The sequence below is a fragment of the Mycolicibacterium novocastrense genome (genome assembly GCF_001499835.1).
In the GTDB taxonomy this organism is placed as follows: Bacteria; Actinomycetota; Actinomycetes; order Mycobacteriales; family Mycobacteriaceae; genus Mycobacterium; species Mycobacterium novocastrense.
The window spans coordinates 40,758-58,063 of record NZ_LQIH01000004.1; the positions used below are offsets into that span (position 1 = coordinate 40,758).

Here is a 17,306-nt window from a genome sequence, read left to right on the forward strand (position 1 = left end):
AAGCCGAACCTCCGTCATTCACGCCTGCCTTGGGGCCAACATCAGGTCGACCCAGTTTTCTGCAGGCGCCAGTTTGTCAGTCGCGGCCGCGATCACGCCAGTTCCGCCCTCGGGGTCGACGAACTGCCCGTTCTGGTCGTATGTGGTGAAGTGCGGGCCGGCCGGTGCCGATGCCATCGGGGGCGCTTCGGCAGGCAGCGGCGGACCACCCACCTGCGGCGGGATGTAGGGGAACTTGTTGGGCGGCAGGATGTTGCGGCCGTCCTCGGGGGTGTCGTCCTCCATCACGTCCATCGGTGTTCCCAGCGGCACCGGCGGACCACGCCACGGGTTGTTGCCGATGGGGACGTATCCGCGCGGGTCGCGGCACAGCTGGATCGTCGGCGCACGCTTGCCCGGGAATTCCTGGCAGGGGTAGTTGCGCGCGCCGCGAACCACCGACGGATCGTTGTGCGGAACCTTGCAGTACAGGTCCTTGGGTAGTTCGCGCAGGGTCTCGTCGGCCGGGCTGCGCATCTCGCTCGCCGGCACGAACCCGGTCAGGCACGGCGGCGGGTCCTGCAGATCGATCTTGAAGTCGAGCTTGCCGCCCTCATCGGCGGGCAGGCCGCCACCGACCGTCAGCAGCGCCGCCATCAACGCCGGGAACACCACGAGCGCGTGCTCGAGCGACTTGCGGTAGATGACGCCGATGCGCCCGAAGTTCGCGAGGTTGGCGGCCAGAACCGGGAACGACGGCCGGATCCCGCTGAACAGTTCGTTGGCCTCGGCCGCCGCTCCTGGCACGGTCTGCAGCGTCGAACGGAACTGCGGGTCGGCATTGGCCAGCTCGGTGGTGAAGCGGGCCAGCCCGTCGGCCAGCGAGCGGATGTCGTCGCCGCTGCGGATCTGCGCGTCGAGGAACGGACCCACCTGGTCGATGAGCTGGTTGACCTGCCCGTAGTTGGCGTTGGCCTCGTCGACGAGCATCCGCGCCGACTGGATCATCCGCGCCAGTTCGGGTCCGGACCCGTTGAAGGCCTTGAACGTTTCGCGCAGGAGTTCCTGGATGCGGCTGTCCCCGATACTGGTGACGAGCTTCTCGGCCTCATCCAGCAGGCCCGCGATGTCCTGCCCGATCGCGGTGCGGTCGACCCCGATGTTCGATCCGTCGCGCAGCGTGGCGCTCGACGCGTCCGGCGGAGGAACCAGGTCGATGTACTGTTCGCCGACCGCGGACACGCTTTTGACCGTCGCGGTCACGTTCTCCGGTACGGGTGTGCCGCTGTTGAGTCGCATCTTGGCGACGACGCCGTCATCGGAGAGACCGACCGATTCGACCCGGCCGATCGTCACCCCGCGGTAGGTGACGTTCGCGTTCTCGTACAGCCCGCCGGCGGCGACGAAATCGGCGGTCGCCCGGTAGGTGCCGATGCCAACCGCGGCCGGCAGCTGCAGATAGAAGATCGAGATCGCGCCCACCGTCAGCACGGTGACGATCGCGAAGATCGACAGCTGGATACGAGTCAGGCGTGACAGCATCTAGGGCCCCTCCCCGTGCTGTGTGGCCGTGCCCGGCGGAATCTCGAACGGGTCTGCGGCCTGGCCGGACAGGTTGGCCAGCGAGCCCGTCATGAAGTCCGGCGGGGTGATCAGCTCATGCATCCGCTTCATGTTCGGGTCGAGCCCCCACGACGTGGTGAAGACCGACTCGCCGGTGCGCCGCAGCGTCAGGTCGAATGTGGTGTACACGTTCAGGTAGTCACCGCGGACCGCGTTGCGCAGGTACTTGTAGTGGAACGGGAAGGTCGGCAACAGCTCGAGATCCTTGATGAAGAAGTCGGCGTTGTCGTTGAACGCCTTGACCACCGGGTAGAGATCCTTGAAGTCGGCGGCGAAGTCGTCCTTGGTCTGCTCGAGGACACGGGCCGCGACGGTGGCGAAGCTGCGCAGCGCCGTGAACGCATCGACGATGTTGGCGCGGTTGTCGTTGAGCACCTTCAGCGCCGCCGGTAGCCGGTCGAGCGTCAGCCCCAGGCTGTCCTTGCTGCGCGCGAGTATCCCGGCGAACCGGTCTATGCCTTCCATCGCCGCGATGATGTCGTTCGTCTGCCGGTCCAGCGAACTGGTCAGTTCGGCCAGCCGCGGTATCAGGTCGGCGAACGAGCCCTGACGCCCCGCGATCGCGTTGTACGTCTCATCGGTGATGTCTTGCAGCGCACCGAGATTGCCCTTGTTGACCACGACACCCAGAGTGGACAGGACTTCCTCGGTGGTCGGATAGCGACCCGTCCGGTCGAGCGGGATGTGGGAACCGTTCTTGAGCTGGCCGACGCCGGGAGCGTCGGTGGGCGAGGACAGTTCGATGTGTTGCGAACCGAGCAGTGAGGTCTGCGCCACCTTCGCGGTCGCGTTCTCGGGCAGGTTGACGTTCCCGTCCAGCGACAACTGGACCGCGGCGTAGAACGTGCCGTCGGAGCGTTGCACCGCCTCGATACCCGAGACGCTTCCGACGGTGACGTCGTCGACCATCACCGGCGAGTTCTGCGGCAGCGTCGCCACGTCGGGCAGTTCCACGGTGATCTCGTAGGAACCGGCGCCGTGCCCGGCGGTGCCCGGCATGTTCAACGAGTTGAGCCCGCCGAACGAGCAGCCCGCCAGCAGCACGGCCAGCGACGGGATCGCCACTATCTTGCGGATCACGGTGCACCTCCACCCGGTAGCGGGGCAGGCATCGGTACGGGAGCGACCGGATCGCCGGGTTCGGCGGCCTCGGACGGGTTCCCGACCGGAGCATCCGACTCGGCGGCAGGCGCCTGGGCGAGCGGGCCGCCGGCATGCGCGGCACCGGGGGCCGTGTCCGGCGCGGGGGGAGCCATCAGCGAACTGAGGTCCATGTCCGCCGACACCTGCGGCGGAGTGACGCCGGGGGCGGGATGCCACTGCAGATACGGAACCGGGGTCTCCGACTTCGCCTCCGTCGCGGGGGTGTCGTAGATGATCTGGCCCTTGTAGGCGGTGATGCTGTTGATCGGGTGGAACAGCAGCGGCGGGAAGTTCATCGCGATGCGCTTGAAGACGGGGCCCATGCGCTGGCGGCAGATCTCGGTGCGTTTGAAGTTGTCAGGTGTGGGAGCCGCTTCGAATGCACCGCCGCAGATGAACTGCACCGGGTTGGCGAAGTTGGGCAGCGTCAGCAGGCCGCCGACCGTGCCCTGGGCCGGGTTGTAGATGTTGTAGAAGTTCGACAGGCCGTTGGGCGTGATGTGCAGGATCTGCTCGATGTCCTCGCTGCGCTCGGTCAGGATGCTGGTGAAGTCGGTCAGCTTGGTGACCTGCTCGATCAGCGCGCTGTTGCTCTCGTTGAGGAAGCCCCTCACATCGCTCAGCGCCTGGTTCAACGTGGCGAGCGTGTTGTCCAGGCCCGCCGAACTGTCCGCGAGCACCTGCGAGACCGACGCGACGTGGTTGGAGAACTGGACGATCTGTTCGTTGCTGTTCGACAGCGCATTCACCAGCACCTGCAGGTTGCGGATGGTGCCGAACAGGTCGGTGCGCGAGTCGCCGAGCCGGCCGGCGGTCTGCGAGAGCTCCCGCAACGCTTCGCGGAACGTGTCACCGTTGCCGTCGAAGGTGTCGGCGGCCTGGTTGACGACGGTGGACAGCGGGCCCTGCATCGAACCGGGCTTCGGCCCGAGTTGCGCGCTCAGCGCGGTGAGCTGCTCTTTGACCTCGTCCCACTCGACCGGCACCGCGGTGCGATCGAGCCCGATCTCCGCACCGTCGGCCATCGCCGTGCCGCCGGTGTAGGCCGGTGTGAGCTGAACGAACCTGGCCGACACCAGGTTCGGTGCGATCACGAGCGCCTTGGCGTCGGCGGGCACCTGGATCCCGTGATCCAGCGTCATCGTGACCTTCACGTCGCCCACCCGCGGTTCGATCGAGTCGACCCTGCCGACGGGAACTCCCACGATGCGGACCTCGTCGCCGGGATAGAGCCCGACCGCCGAGGTGAAGTACGCCGTCACCTTGTTGCCGACCCGGGTCGGCCACACCAGGTACACCCCGACGGCGAGCGCGATCACCAGCAGGGCGGCCAGCGTCGGCCGCAGCCAGCGGTTGCGGGTCAGGGTCGAAGTCGCTTGGGTCATGGTGACTTCGGCCTAATGATCAGGCGTTCGGAGATGTAACCGCGCAGCATGTCGGCGAGGCTGTCGGGCAACTTGCCCGGCTGGAAGTAGAAGTCGAGGAGCACCTCGGCGATCGGCGCCGGCGGCAGGCCGTACAGGTTGATCTGGAATCCGGGGCCCGATCCGACCACCTCGCCGAGGGCGGTGGCATACGGCGGCAACCGCTTGAGCGCCTCGCTGATGTGTTCGCGCCGCTCGAGAAGGTTGTCCAGCACCAGGTTGAGCTTCTCCAACGCGGGCCTGAACTCACGACGGTTGTCGGCGACGAAACCGGAAAGCTGTTGTGACACATCGTCGATGCCCGCGATCAGGTTGCTCAGCGCCTGACGCCGCTCGTCGAGCGCGGCAAACAGTTGGTTGCCGTCGACGATCAGCTGATTCACCTGACCGGCGCGCTGCGCCAGGGTGTCGGAAACCCGCTTGGCGTGGCCGAGCAGCTGCCCGAGCGCCTCGTCGCGGTTGTTCAGGCTGCGCGACAGGTTCGCCACCCCGTCCAGCGCACCGCGCAGATGCGGGGTCGCATCGCGCAGCGAGTCGGTGATGGTCTGCAGCGCCTGCTCGAACCGCGGCTTGTCCAGCTCGCCCGCCGTCTGCCCGAGGTCCTGCAGCGCCGTCGCCAACGTGTACGGAGTCGTGGTGCGCCCCAACGGGATAACCGTCGACTCACCACTTCCCTGCGGCGTCACCGCCAACGACTTCTCACCGAGCACCGTGTCCGTCTTGATCGCGACCATCGACTGGTCGCCCACCCTGATGTCGCGGTCGACCGTGAACAGGACCTTGGCCGCATCCCCGGCCAGTTCGACACCGGTGACCTTGCCGACCTTGATGCCCGACACGTTGACGTCATTGCCCGGAATGATCCCGCCCGCGTCGCTGAAATACGCCTCGTAAGGCTTACCCTGCGGAAAGAACGGCAAGCTGCTGTAGCCGAACGACACCAGCACCAGGCATGCCACCAGGAAGATGCCGAAGATGCCCGTGCGCAACGGGTTCGAATCATCGGGTCTACTCGACATTCGGCGCACACCTGCCCTTCGACGGATCGGGCGGACCACCCAGCGGGATCAGGATGTCGCTGCCCGCCGGCCCGTTGATCTTCAAACGCGTCGAACAGTAGAAGATGTTGAAGAACGAACCGTAGGCGCCAAGGGCGTTGAGCCGCAGATAGTTCTCCGCGAGCGGCTCGATCACCTTGTTCACGTCGGCCTTACGCTCATCCATCCGCTGCGCGAAGGGACGGGCGTTCTCGAGGACGCCCTGTATCGGTCTGCGTGACTTCGCCAGCATGTCGGTCAGGTCGTTCTCCGCCGACGCGAGCGGCTCGATGGCGCCGGCGATCGGATCGCGGCCCTCGGCCAGACCCGTGATGAGTTGCTGCAGTTGGTCGACGCTGGCGTCGAACTGCGCACCCTTCTCGTCGACGGTTCCGAGCACGGTGTTCAGGTGGTTGATGACGTTACCGATGAGTTGGTCCCTGGCGGCGAGGTTCTGAGCGAATGCGCTGGTGGTGGACAACAGGTTCGACAGCGCGCCGCCCTCGCCCTGCAGCAGCTCGATCACCGCGTTGCTGACCTCGTTGACCTTCTGACCGTCGAGACCCTTGAGCACCGGCCGCAGGCCGCCGAGCAGCGCGTCCAGATCGAGTGCGGGCTGGGTGTTCTCCTTGGGAATCGTGCTGCCGGCCGGTAACTTTCGCAGCTCTCCCGGTCCCGAGGTGATCTCCAGATACCGGTCGCCCACCAGGTTCTCGTAGCGGACCACCGCACGCGTCGAGGTGTAGAGCTGATAGCGCTTGTCGACATCGAAGGAGACGTCGACCGTGTTGTCGGGGTTGAGCTTGACGTCGCCGACGGTGCCGACCGGGACACCGGCGATCCGCACGTCCTGGCCCGCCTTCAACCGGGAGGCGTCGGTGAAAGTCGCGTGATAGCCCTTCTCCGCGGTGAACCGGAACTCGCCGAAGACGACCACCAGACCGGCGGCCACCAGAAGCATGACCACGGTGAAGATGCTGACGTAGAGCAACGTCTTGTCGCCGCGCATTAGAAGTCGTCCCGTTCTGCGAACGCCCCGTTGAACAGCCACTGCAGCGTCGACGGCGCGTCGAACTGCAACTCGGTGTTCGGCTGGTACGGGACATTGGCGTTGTCGGTGACCAGGAACGGCGAGCGATACCAGGATCCGCCGAACTGCTTGCTCGGAACATTGGGCAGGCCACGACAATTCGGCCCGCCGGTGGCGTTCACGATGGGCAGGCTTTCGGGGTAGGTGTAGCCGGGCGAGCCGGGAAGGAAGTTCGACGCCACGAACAGGCCGGGCCGGATACCACCGATCACGGGCGCGAAGCGGTCGACTGCCAACGCCGTGCCCTCCAGCATGCAGCCGAACACCGGTGAATAGTCGCCGGCCACCTTCAGCGGTGCGCGGAGCCGTTGGATCGCCGCAATGTAGTCGTCCTCGGCGGGTTCGAAGGTGGCGGTGCCGTTGTTGGCCAGCCCGGTGGCGGCCAACAGCGCCGCGTTGAGGTTGTCCTTCTCGTCGACGATCGTGTCGCTGATCGCCGGTGCGTTGTCGATGATGCGGGCCAGATCCGGGCCGGCGTCGCCGTAGATGTTGGCCACCACGGCGGTCTTGCGCAGGTCCTCCTGCAGCGTGGGCAGTTTCGGATTGAGCTGCTGCAGGTAGTAGTTCAGTCCGGCAAGTAGTGCACCGAGATCGTCGCCGTTACCCCGCAGACCTTCGGCCACCGCGCTCAGCGTGGCGTTCAGGTTGATCGGGTCGATCTTGTTGAGCACGTCGCTCAATGTCTGGAACAGCGTGTTGACCTCGAGCTGCACATCCTTGGCGGCCACTGTCGCGCCGGCCTTCAGCCGCTGGCCCGACGGCTCGGCCGGCGGCAGGAACTCGACGGATTTGGCACCGAAAACCGTTGTGCTGCCGATCCGCACATTGGCGTTCGAGGGGATGTAGCGCATCTCGTTGCGGTTGATGGCCAACGTCAGCTTGGCTTCGTTGCCGGCGTACTCGATCGACTCGACCTTGCCGATCTGCACACCCCGGTATTTGACCTTGGCGTCGCGCTCCATCACCAGACCGGCTCGGGGAGCGGTGACGCTCACGGTGTCCACCGGCGTGAAAGCCGCGGTGTAGGCCAGGTAGGTGAACACCGTCGCCGCGAGCAGGATCGCGGCGAGGATCGCCGCGGCGATCCTCACGTGACTGCGCTTGGCCTCGGTGTCTGACATGGCCCCGCCTACCCGGAGAGGTTGAAGTTGCCGGACGCGCCGTACACGGCGAGTGAGATGAACAGGGTGATGGTGACGACGACGATCAGCGAGGTCCGCACAGCCTGGCCGACCGCGATGCCGACCCCGACCGGACCGCCCGATGCGTTGTAGCCGTAGTAGGTGTGCACCAGCATGACCGCGATGGCCATCACGATCGCCTGAAGGAAGGACCACAGCAGGTCGGTGGGCACCAGGAAGGTGTTGAAGTAGTGGTCGTAGAGGCCCGACGACTGTTTGTTGATGAACACCGTGGTGAACCGCGCGGCGAAGAAGGCGGCGAGCACCGACAGGGAGTACAGCGGGATGATCGCGACCATGCCGGCCATCAGGCGGGTGGACACCAGGTAGGACACCGAGTGCACGGCCATCGACTCGACCGCGTCGATCTCCTCGGACACCCGCATGGCTCCCAGTTGCGCGGTCGTGCCCGCGCCGATCGTCGCGGCCAACGCGATGCCGGCGATGACCGGGGCGACGATGCGGACGTTGAGGAAGGCCGAGAGGAACCCGGTCAGCGCTTCGATGCCGATATTGCCCAGTGACGAGTAGCCCTGGACGGCGATGACGCCGCCGGATGCCAACGTCAGGAACGCCGCGACGCCGACGGTGCCGCCGATCATCACCAGCGCACCGGTGCCCATCGTCATCTCGGCGATGTTGCGGATCGTCTCCTTGCGGTAGCGCCGGACCGCGTTGGGCAGGTAGCGCATCGTCTCGCCGTAGAACAGCGCCTGCTCGCCGATGCTGTCGACGATCTTGGGCACACCGCTGAAGAAGCGGCGGAAGCGCACGGTGACGTCGTAGCTCATCGCGCCCCTCTGCTCTTCACGCAAGCGTTCATCGCTCGAGCACCCTCACGCCGATCGCGGTCATCACCACGTTGATCACGAACAGGCAGATGAACGCGTAGACGACGGTCTCGTTGACCGCGGTGCCCACGCCCTTGGGGCCACCCTTGACGGTCAAGCCGCGATAGCAGCCGACCAGACCGGCCACCACCCCGAACAGCAGAGCCTTGATCTCGGCCATGACGAGCTCACCGAGGCCCGTCAGCACCGTCAACCCGTTGATGAATGCGCCGGGGTTGACGCCCTGCAGGAAGACCGAGAACACGTAACCGCCGGACAGGCCGATCAGGCAGACCAGCCCGTTGAGCAGCAGCGCGACGAACGTCGAGGCCAGCACGCGCGGCACCACCAGCCGCTGGATCGGGTCGATGCCCAGCACGCGCATGGCGTCGATCTCCTCGCGGATGGTGCGCGCGCCCAGGTCTGCGCAGATCGCGGTCGCACCGGCGCCCGCCACCACCAGCACGGTCACCACCGGGCCGAGCTGGGTGATGGTGCCGAAGGCGGTACCGGCGCCCGACAGGTCCGCGGCGCCGATCTCGCGAAGAAGGATGTTGAGCGTGAACGCGACCAGCACGGTGAACGGAATGGCGACCAGCAGGGTCGGCACCAGCGAGACGCGCGCGATCATCCACGTCTGGTCGAGGAACTCCCGAAACTGAAACGGCCGCCGGAACGTCTTGGCGAACGTGTCAAACGACATCTCCACGAACCCGCCCACGGCCCGAGCCGGGGCCGCGAGCTGTTCGATCAACCTCTGCTCCGTTCTCGGGGGTCGGGATGTTCGGCGCGTCGTGGTCGTGGCGAAGAGGTGAAATATGTTGTCACGGCGGACTTCCCACCCCTTGGTCAAACGTTGCTCTCGGTGAGCCGGATCATACTAACTAGAACACGTTCGGGGTGTCAAAGCTCCGAAAATGACGTCACAATTGTGATTTCTGCGCTGGTCAAGGCAGGTGTGACCCAGGTCATTCTAGAACGTGTTCTAGTCGATCCGGGCGGTGACGAACGAGACCGTCGGTCTTGCTAATTCATCAGCGCGGTGGCCGAGAAACTCTTCTGCGGATCGCGGCCAGCAAAGTATTCCTGAAGGGTGTCGGACAGCTTGCCGGGGTCCCAGGCGTCGGCTTCGGCGCTGAATTGCGCCTCGACCGTCGGCGCTGCCACCAGTGTCACCGTTCGACCGTAGACGATGAAGAGCTGACCGTTGACCCCTTCGGCCGCCGGGGACGCCAGGAAGCGCACGAGGTTCACGACGTGGTCGGGTGACAACGGGTCGATCTGGCCTTCGCTCAACTCCGGTGCTTCGCCGAACACGTCCGCGGTCATCGCGGTGCGGGCACGGGGCGCGATGGCGTTGGCCCGCACACCGTAGCGTTCCAGGGCCCGGGCCATCGACAGCGTCAACGCGGTGATGCCGGCCTTGGCGGCGCCGTAGTTGGCCTGCCCGACCGGCCCCACCAGCCCGGCTTCCGACGAGGTGTTGATGACCCGGCCGTAGACCTGGCCGTTGTTGTCCTTCGCTTTCGCGCGCCAGTACGTGGCGGCGTTGCGGGTCAGCAGGAAGTGCCCGCGAAGGTGCACGGCGATCACCGCATCCCAGTCCTCGTCGGACATGTTGAACAGCATGCGGTCGCGGGTGATGCCGGCGTTGTTGACGACGATGCCGAGCCCCCCGAGTCCGTCGGCCGTTTCGACCAGTTCGTCGGCGGTCGAGCGCTCGCTGATGTCGCCCGCCACCGCGACGCCCTTGGTGCCCGCTGCGGAGATCTCATCGAGCACGTCGGACTTGTCGAGCGCGGCGGCGATGTCGTTCACGACGATGGTCGCCCCGGCCCGGGCCAGGCCGATGGCCTCCGCGCGTCCCAGCCCTGCCGCCGCGCCGGTTACCACCGCCACGCGCCCGGACAGGTCGTTGGGGTCTGTACTCATGCCACTCCTCGGATGCCCACGGGCGTCGTCAATTTATGAATACCTCTAGTCTCGCCGAAGCAGCGCCGCTCGCGGGCACTCCGCGATGGACTGCTCGGCCAGATCCTCCTGGTCGGAGGGCACCGGATCGAGCTTGACCACCGCGTAATCCTCATCGTCGAGATCGAACAGGTCGGGCGCGATTCCCACGCACACGGCGTTGCCCTCGCACCGGTCCCGGTCCACTTCCACCCTCATCACAACCTCCTCGCGGTCAAAGCTGCTCCGAGCCCAGTGTGGCACCGGCCTGGACCCCAAGACTAGAACGTGTTACAACCGGGAGGGAATCGGGGCTGGCTCCCGGTATGCCACTTCGTGCCTCTAGAGAAGTTAGGACAAGGCGATGCGGATCGGCTACACCCCAGAGCAGGAAGAGCTGCGCCGCGAGCTGCGCTCCTACTTCACCAAGCTGATGACCCCCGAGCGCGCCGAGGCGCTGGCGTCCAACGACGGCGAGATGGGACGCGGCAACGTCTACCGCGAGACCGTCGCGCAGATGGGCAAGGACGGCTGGCTCACCCTGTCGTGGCCCAAGGAGTTCGGCGGCCAGGAGCGCCCTCCCATCGACGGGTTGATCTTCAACGACGAGGCCGCGATAGCGAACGTGCCGGTGCCGTTCCTGACGATCAACAGCGTCGCGCCGACGATCATGCACTTCGGCAGCGACGAGCAGAAGAAGTTCTTCCTGCCCAAGATCGCCGCCGGCGAACTGCACTTCTCGATCGGCTACTCTGAGCCCGGCGCGGGCACCGATCTGGCGTCGCTGCGCACCACCGCCGTTCGCGACGGCGACGACTACGTGATCAACGGCCAGAAGATGTGGACCAGCCTGATCGCCTACGCCGACTACGTGTGGCTGGCCGCGCGCACCAATCCCGAGGCCAAAAAGCACCGCGGCATCTCGATGCTGATCGTTCCCACCACCGCCGAGGGGTTCTCCTGGACGCCGGTGCACACCATGGCGGGCGTCGACACCAGCGCCACCTACTACCAGGACGTGCGGGTGCCGGTGACCAACCTGGTCGGTGAGGAGAACGCCGGCTGGAAGCTGGTGACCAACCAGCTCAACCACGAGCGCGTCGCACTGGTGTCGGCTCAGCCGATCTTCGTGGCGCTGGGCGGAGTTCGTGAGTGGGCCCAGAACACCAAGGACGTGCACGGCAACCGGTTGATCGACTCCGAGTGGGTGCAGCTCAACCTGGCCCGGGTGCACGCCAAGGCCGAGGTGCTCAAGCTGATCAACTGGGAACTGGCGTCCGCCGACGACGCCGCCCCCTCACCCGCGGACGCGTCCGCGGCCAAGGTGTACGGCACCGAACTGGCCACCGAGGCCTACCGCCTGCTGATGGAGGTGCTGGGCACCGCGGCCACCCTGCGCCCCGGCACGCCGGGGGCCCTGTTGCGCGGGCGGATCGAACGGATGCACCGCAGCTGCCTGATCCTGACTTTCGGCGGCGGCACCAACGAGATTCAGCGCGACATCATCGGCATGGTCGCGCTCGGCCTGCCCCGAGTGAACCGATAGGACCCGCCATGGATTTCAAGACAACCGAAGCGTCGGAGGATCTCGGCGGATTGGTCCGCACGATCGTCGACTCCGTCGTGACGCCGGAGCGCCAGCGTGAACTCGACGGGCAGGACCAGAGGTTCGACAAAACGCTGTGGGGCAAGCTGATCGAGGCCGACGTGCTGTCGGCCGCCGCACCGGAGTCGGTGGGCGGCGGAGGATTCGGCGTGCTCGAACAGGTGGCCATCCTGGTCGCACTCGGCAGGCAGTTGGCCGCGGTGCCCTACCTCGAGTCGGTCGTGCTGGGCGCCGGCACGCTGGCCAAGTTCGGCCCGGACGCGCTGCAGCAGGAGTGGGCGGTGCCCGCGATCAAGGGCGACAAGGTGCTCACCGTCGCGCTCGACGGCGAGATGGGTCAGGGTCCGGTGCAGGCTCAGTCGAGCGACGGTGGCTACCGGCTCACCGGGTCGCGCACGCAGGTTCCCTACGGTCCCGTGGCCGACGCATTCCTGATCCCGGCCGAAACGGATTCGGGCGTCAAGGTTTTCCTGGTCGCCGCGGCGGACCCCGGCGTGACGGTCGAGTCGTTGAGCACCACCGGTCACGGCAGCATCGGACACCTCGAACTGCAGGGCACCCAGGTCGATGCCGGCCGCGCGGTCGGCGACGCTGATGTCGCCGCGTGGCTGACCACCCAGACGATGTTGGGCCGCAGTGCTTTTCAGCTCGGTGTGCTCGAGCGCGCACTCGAGCTCACCGCGGAATATGCCCGCGAACGCGAGCAGTTCGACCGGCCGATCGGCAGCTTCCAGGCGGTGTCCTCGCGACTGGCCGACGGCTACATCGACGTCAAGGCGCTCCGGTTGACCCTGACCCAGGCCGCGTGGCGGCTCTCCGAGGATCTTCCGGCCGATCTCGATGTGGGCACCGCCGCGTTCTGGGCCGCCGACGCCGGTCACCGCGTCGCCCACACCACCGTGCACGTGCACGGCGGGGTCGGGATCGACATCGACCACCCCGTGCACCGGTATTTCCTGGCGGCCAAGCAGACCGAGTTCGCGGTCGGCGGCGCCACGGGGCAACTGCTGCGCATCGGCCGGGAGTTGGCCGATACGCCCGCGTGATGTGAACAAGCTGCCCACGGTCGCCGACCTGTTGGCGCCGCTGATCGACGTCGACGACCGCGGCGTGCTCTTCGAGGAGACGTTCACCACCTGGCGTGATCACCTGCGGGACGCCGCGGCCGTCGCCGCCGCGTTACGGGCGCGCCTCGATCCCGACCGGCCCCCTCACGTCGGGGTGCTGCTGCAGAACACGCCGTTCTTTTCGGCGGTCCTGGCCGCGGCGGGACTGACCGGCATCGTGCCGGTCGGCCTCAACCCCGTCCGGCGCGGGGCGGCGCTGCAGCGCGACATCACCCATGCCGATTGCCAACTGGTGCTTGCCGATTCGGGATCACGAGACGTGATCGACGGTATCGACCACATCGATGTCGACTCACCGGAATGGGCAGCCGAGGTGGCGGCCTTCGCCGGTGCGCCGGTCGTGGTGCGACAGGCCGATCCCACGGACCTGTTCATGCTGATCTACACGTCGGGCACCAGCGGCGACCCGAAGGCCGTCAAATGCAGCCACGGCAAGGTGGCGGTGGCGGGTGTGACGATGACACAGCGCTTCAGCCTGGGACCCGACGACGTCTGCTACGTATCGATGCCCCTGTTCCACTCGAACGCGGTGCTGGTCGGGTGGGCGGTGACGCTGGCCTCGCAGAGCTCGCTGGCGTTGCGTCGCAAGTTCTCCGCCTCGCAGTTCCTCCCCGACGTCCGTCGCTTCGGCGCGACCTATGCGAACTACGTGGGTAAGCCGCTGTCGTATGTCCTTGCCACACCGGAGCTTCCGGACGACGCGGACAATCCGTTGCGGGCGGTGTACGGCAACGAGGGTGCGCCTGCCGACGTCGAGCGGTTCGCGAAGCGGTTCGGCACGGTGGTGATGGATGGGTTCGGTTCGACCGAGGGCGGGATCGCGATCGCCCGCACACCGGACACTCCCCCGGGCTCGCTGGGTCCGCTGCCACCCGGCACCGAGATCGTGGACGTCGACACCGGCGAACCGTGTCCACCGGGTGTGACCGGTGAGCTGGTGAATGTCTCGGACGCAGGGCGTTTCGAGGGTTACTACAACGATCCGGAGGCCGACGCCGAGCGCATGCGCGGCGGCGTGTACCACAGTGGCGACTTGGCGTACCGCGACGAGAACGGTTACGCGTACTTCGCGGGCAGGCTCGGCGACTGGATGCGGGTGGACGGCGAGAACCTCGGCGCGGCACCGATCGAGCGGGTGCTGCTGCGGCACCCCGAGGTCGTGGAGGTGGCGGTCTACGGGATACCCGCGCCGGATGTGGGCGACCAGGTGATGGCCGCGCTGACCCTCACCGAAGGCGCGACCTTCGACGCCGATGCGTTCCGCGAATTCCTCTCGGCACAGCCCGATCTCGGGCCGAAGCAGTGGCCGTCGTACGTGCGGGTCAGCACGGCGCTCCCCCGCACGGAGACGTTCAAGGTGATCAAACGGCAGTTGGCCGCCGAGGGCACCGACTGCGCCGACCGCGTGTATCCGATCCCGCGATAACGCATACTTCGCGCCGAGCGTGGCGTTGTGTCACGCATTCCGCGAATCCACGTGCGTCGAGCCCACGCTCGACCGGGAAGTCAGTCGCCGCGGATGCCGTCGAGGCGGCGGGTGGCCTCCTCGAAACCGGCCACCAGCTCGGCGATGATGTCGGCGACCGGGCGGATCTCGTTCATCCGCCCCACGATCTGACCCACCGGCATCGCCACGGTGTCGGGGTTGTCCGAATCGTTCATCCGCTGATGGGCCTCGCTGACGAGAATGTTCTGCAGCGGCATCGGCAACGGCTCCGGCGCGTCGGGCGCATCCCACGCGTCGGTCCATTTCGTCTTCAGCAGACGAGCGGGCTTACCGGTGTAGATCCGCCGGCGCACGGTGTCGGCCGACGTCGCCCGCAGCAGCCCCTCCTGGATCGTCGAGACGCCTCCGGGCTTGCGGTGCCCGAGGTCGTACTCGGCCGATGTCAGAAACGCCGAACCCATCCACACACCCGACGCGCCGAGCGCCAACGCGGCCGCGACCTGCCGGCCGGTGCCGATACCGCCGGCCGCCAACACCGGGGCCTTACCGCCGAGCGCGTCGACGATCTCCGGCCACAGCACCATCGAGCCGATCTCACCGGTGTGGCCACCGGCTTCGTGGCCCTGCGCGACCACGATGTCGACGCCGTTGTCCACATGGCGCTGAGCGTGTTTGGCGCTGCCGGCCAACGCGGCGACCGGAACTCCCGCGGCGTGCGCCTGGTCGATGACATCCTTCGGTGGTGACCCGAGCGCGTTGGCGATCAGCTTGATCGGATGCTTGAGCGCGACCTCCACGTGTGAGCGTGCCACGCTGTGCAGCCAGCCGAGCACACCCTCGTTGCGCGCCCCGTCCTCCGGCAGCGGCGGAACCCCGAGATCGGCGAGCGTCTTGTCGACGAAGTCGCGATGGCTCTGCGGGATCAGCTTGTCGATGTCGACCGCGGTGCCCTCCTGCGGCACCTTGGCGGGCATAACCACGTCGACGCCGTAGGGCTTGCCGTCGGTGTTCTCGTCCATCCAGCACAGCACGTCTTCGAGATCGTCGGCCGAGTTGAACCGCACGCAGCCCAGCACACCCAGCCCACCGGCCTTGCTGACCGCGGCGGCGACCTTCTCCGACGGCGTGAACACGAAGATCGGGTACTCGATGCCGAACCGATCGCAGAGTTCAGTGCGCATCCCGGTCACGACGCCGACCCCACATGGTTGGCATGCACATCGTCGGCAGGCCGCTCCTCGGTGGTGTCCTTGGCCCACCGGTAGTCCGGCTTACCCGCCGGGGTCCGGTGGATCTCGTCGACCCACCAAACCTTGCGCGGCACTTTGTAACCCGCGATCTCGCGGCGCACGAACGTGTCGAGATCGGCCAGCGTCGGGTTGGTGCCCGGCCGGCGGTGCACGACGGCCGCCACGCACTGACCGTAGCGTTCGTCGGGCACCCCGACCACGAGCGCGTCGAACACGTCGGGATGCCCCTTGAGCGCGGCCTCGACCTCTTCGGGGTAGATCTTCTCGCCGCCGCTGTTGATCGACTGCGACCCGCGACCCAGCATCGTGACCGTGCCGTCGGCCTCCACCTCCGCATAGTCACCGGGGATGGCGTAGCGAATCCCGTTGAATGTCTTGAACGTCTCGGCCGTCTTTTTCTCGTCCTTGTAATAGCCGACCGGGATGTTGCCCTTCTTCGCGATCAGCCCGCGCACACCCGATCCGGGCTTGACCTCGTTGCCGTTCTCGTCGAGCACGACGGTGCGGTGATCGATGGTCACCCGCGGGCCGCCGGTGTGCGACTGCCCCTTGGCCACGATGCTGGTGCCGCCGAAACCCGTCTCCGAGGACCCGATCGAGTCGGTGATCACCCGGTTGGGCAGCAGTTCGAGGAACTTCTCCTTGATGCTGGTAGAGAACAGTGCGGCGGTGCTCGCCAGCAGGAACAGGTTGGAGAGGTCGGGCTCGCGACCGGACTCGTGCAGCTTTACCAGCGCATCGAGCAAGGGGCGGCCCATCGCGTCGCCGGTGAAGAACAACAGGTTCACCTCGTGCTTCTCGATGGTCTGCCACACCTCGTCGGCATCGAACTCCGGTGCCAGCACCGTGGTCTGACCGGAGAACAGCGACATCCAGGTCGCCGACTGGGTGGCGCCGTGGATCATCGGCGGGATCGGGTAGCGGACCATCGGCGGGTTCTCCGCGGCCGCCTTCGCCAGGTCGTACTCGTCCTTGACGAACTCGCCGGTGGCGAAATCGGTGCCGCCGAAGAGCACCCGGTAGATGTCCTCGTGGCGCCACATCACGCCCTTGGGGAAACCGGTGGTGCCGCCGGTGTAGAGCAGGTAGATGTCGTCGGGGCTGCGCGGCCCGAAATCGCGCTCGGGCGAACTCTGTTCGAGTGCGGAGTAGAACTCGACGCCGCCGTAGCGCTCGAACTCGTCATCCGAACCGTCCTCGACCACCAGAACGGTCTTCACGGCCGGGGTCTCGGGGAGCACGTTCGCGACGCGGTCGGCGTAGCGGCGCTCGTGCACCAGGGCAACCATGTCGGAGTTCTCGAAGAGGTACTTCAGCTCGCCCTCGACGTAGCGGAAGTTGACGTTGACCAGGATGGCGCCGGCTTTGACGATGCCCAGCATCGCGACGACGATCTCGTTGCGGTTGCGGCAGTAGAGGCCGACCTTGTCGTCCTTCTTGACGCCCTGATCGATGAGGTAGTGGGCCAACCGGTTGGCCTGCTCCTCCAACTGGGCGTACGTGAGCTGGTCGTCGCCGCAGATGAGGGCGACACGGTCTGGCACGGCGTCGATGGCGTGCTCGGCGAGATCAGCGATGTTCAGGGCCACGAGACCTAAACTAGAACGTGTTACATTTCC

Annotated in this window: 15 protein-coding genes; 3 read left to right on the forward strand and 12 right to left on the reverse strand. The window is 66.6% G+C overall.

The window, feature by feature from the left end; translation table 11 throughout:
• Positions 1–18: 18 nt before the first annotated feature.
• The 10 genes from AU072_RS04750 to AU072_RS04795 form a co-directional block, all read right to left on the reverse strand.
• Positions 19–1,521 carry a virulence factor Mce family protein gene (locus AU072_RS04750; RefSeq protein WP_064412717.1) on the reverse strand — a complete coding sequence of 501 codons (1,503 nt, stop codon included), beginning with the start codon at positions 1,519–1,521 and terminating at the stop codon, positions 19–21.
• Positions 1,522–2,682 carry an MCE family protein gene (locus tag AU072_RS04755; RefSeq protein ID WP_064412718.1) on the reverse strand — a complete coding sequence of 387 codons (1,161 nt, stop codon included), beginning with the start codon at positions 2,680–2,682 and terminating at the stop codon, positions 1,522–1,524.
• Entirely contained in the window at positions 2,679–4,130 is a 1,452-nt protein-coding gene (locus AU072_RS04760; RefSeq protein ID WP_064412719.1) for an MCE family protein, read from the reverse strand. Before AU072_RS04760 ends, AU072_RS04755 begins: the two co-directional genes overlap by 4 nt.
• The gene (locus tag AU072_RS04765) at positions 4,127–5,188 is read right to left on the reverse strand and encodes a virulence factor Mce family protein (protein WP_064412720.1); all 1,062 of its coding nucleotides are present in this window, start codon (positions 5,186–5,188) and stop codon (positions 4,127–4,129) included. The genes AU072_RS04760 and AU072_RS04765 overlap by 4 nt, the downstream gene beginning before the upstream one ends.
• Complete coding sequence (locus tag AU072_RS04770; protein WP_064412721.1) at positions 5,178–6,215, reverse strand: MCE family protein; 1,038 nt, start codon at positions 6,213–6,215, stop codon at positions 5,178–5,180. Before AU072_RS04770 ends, AU072_RS04765 begins: the two co-directional genes overlap by 11 nt.
• A complete protein-coding gene (locus tag AU072_RS04775; RefSeq protein ID WP_064412722.1) occupies positions 6,215–7,417 on the reverse strand; it encodes an MCE family protein in 1,203 nt (400 codons plus the stop codon). The genes AU072_RS04770 and AU072_RS04775 overlap by 1 nt, the downstream gene beginning before the upstream one ends.
• An 8-nt stretch (positions 7,418–7,425) precedes the next feature.
• On the reverse strand, positions 7,426–8,268 hold the full coding sequence (locus tag AU072_RS04780; protein ID WP_064412723.1) for an MlaE family ABC transporter permease: 843 nt from the start codon (positions 8,266–8,268) through the stop codon (positions 7,426–7,428).
• A 28-nt stretch (positions 8,269–8,296) separates the two neighbouring features.
• Entirely contained in the window at positions 8,297–9,061 is a 765-nt protein-coding gene (locus tag AU072_RS04785; RefSeq protein WP_064347984.1) for an MlaE family ABC transporter permease, read from the reverse strand.
• 272 nt (positions 9,062–9,333) lie between these two features.
• The gene (locus AU072_RS04790) at positions 9,334–10,239 is read right to left on the reverse strand and encodes a 3-oxoacyl-ACP reductase (protein WP_064412724.1); all 906 of its coding nucleotides are present in this window, start codon (positions 10,237–10,239) and stop codon (positions 9,334–9,336) included.
• A 45-nt stretch (positions 10,240–10,284) separates the two neighbouring features.
• Entirely contained in the window at positions 10,285–10,476 is a 192-nt protein-coding gene (locus AU072_RS04795) for a ferredoxin (protein ID WP_064412725.1), read from the reverse strand.
• A 145-nt stretch (positions 10,477–10,621) separates the two neighbouring features.
• On the opposite strand from AU072_RS04795, the gene AU072_RS04800 reads away from it, so the two are divergent.
• From AU072_RS04800 to fadD17, 3 genes are read left to right on the forward strand one after another with little or no spacing between them, the layout of a single operon-like run.
• On the forward strand, positions 10,622–11,803 hold the full coding sequence (locus AU072_RS04800; RefSeq protein WP_064412726.1) for an acyl-CoA dehydrogenase family protein: 1,182 nt from the start codon (positions 10,622–10,624) through the stop codon (positions 11,801–11,803).
• An 8-nt stretch (positions 11,804–11,811) separates the two neighbouring features.
• Positions 11,812–12,909, forward strand: a complete 1,098-nt coding sequence (locus tag AU072_RS04805) for an acyl-CoA dehydrogenase family protein (protein WP_064412727.1) — start codon at positions 11,812–11,814, stop codon at positions 12,907–12,909.
• A gap of 1 nt (position 12,910) precedes the next feature.
• Positions 12,911–14,416 (forward strand): long-chain-fatty-acid--CoA ligase FadD17, encoded by a 1,506-nt coding sequence (fadD17, locus tag AU072_RS04810; protein ID WP_064412728.1) that lies wholly within the window; start codon positions 12,911–12,913, stop codon positions 14,414–14,416.
• An 80-nt stretch (positions 14,417–14,496) separates the two neighbouring features.
• Here the strand turns inward: fadD17 and AU072_RS04815 are convergent, their stop codons facing one another.
• Together AU072_RS04815 and AU072_RS04820 are read right to left on the reverse strand one after the other, a co-directional pair.
• Positions 14,497–15,618 (reverse strand): NAD(P)H-dependent flavin oxidoreductase, encoded by a 1,122-nt coding sequence (locus AU072_RS04815; protein ID WP_064412832.1) that lies wholly within the window; start codon positions 15,616–15,618, stop codon positions 14,497–14,499.
• A 5-nt stretch (positions 15,619–15,623) separates the two neighbouring features.
• Positions 15,624–17,276 (reverse strand): medium/long-chain-fatty-acid--CoA/3-oxocholest-4-en-26-oate--CoA ligase, encoded by a 1,653-nt coding sequence (locus AU072_RS04820; protein ID WP_064412729.1) that lies wholly within the window; start codon positions 17,274–17,276, stop codon positions 15,624–15,626.
• Positions 17,277–17,306: the final 30 nt, after the last annotated feature.

Coding starts and splice junctions, on each gene's coding strand:
- AU072_RS04760 (WP_064412719.1), bottom strand. CDS start 4,130: ATGACCCAAGCGACTTCGACCCTGACCCGCAACCGCTGGCTGCGGCCG.
- AU072_RS04780 (WP_064412723.1), bottom strand. CDS start 8,268: ATGAGCTACGACGTCACCGTGCGCTTCCGCCGCTTCTTCAGCGGTGTG.
- AU072_RS04800 (WP_064412726.1), top strand. CDS start 10,622: ATGCGGATCGGCTACACCCCAGAGCAGGAAGAGCTGCGCCGCGAGCTG.
- AU072_RS04765 (WP_064412720.1), bottom strand. CDS start 5,188: ATGTCGAGTAGACCCGATGATTCGAACCCGTTGCGCACGGGCATCTTC.
- AU072_RS04750 (WP_064412717.1), bottom strand. CDS start 1,521: ATGCTGTCACGCCTGACTCGTATCCAGCTGTCGATCTTCGCGATCGTC.
- AU072_RS04775 (WP_064412722.1), bottom strand. CDS start 7,417: ATGTCAGACACCGAGGCCAAGCGCAGTCACGTGAGGATCGCCGCGGCG.
- AU072_RS04795 (WP_064412725.1), bottom strand. CDS start 10,476: ATGAGGGTGGAAGTGGACCGGGACCGGTGCGAGGGCAACGCCGTGTGC.
- AU072_RS04770 (WP_064412721.1), bottom strand. CDS start 6,215: ATGCGCGGCGACAAGACGTTGCTCTACGTCAGCATCTTCACCGTGGTC.
- AU072_RS04790 (WP_064412724.1), bottom strand. CDS start 10,239: ATGAGTACAGACCCCAACGACCTGTCCGGGCGCGTGGCGGTGGTAACC.
- AU072_RS04805 (WP_064412727.1), top strand. CDS start 11,812: ATGGATTTCAAGACAACCGAAGCGTCGGAGGATCTCGGCGGATTGGTC.
- AU072_RS04815 (WP_064412832.1), bottom strand. CDS start 15,618: ATGCGCACTGAACTCTGCGATCGGTTCGGCATCGAGTACCCGATCTTC.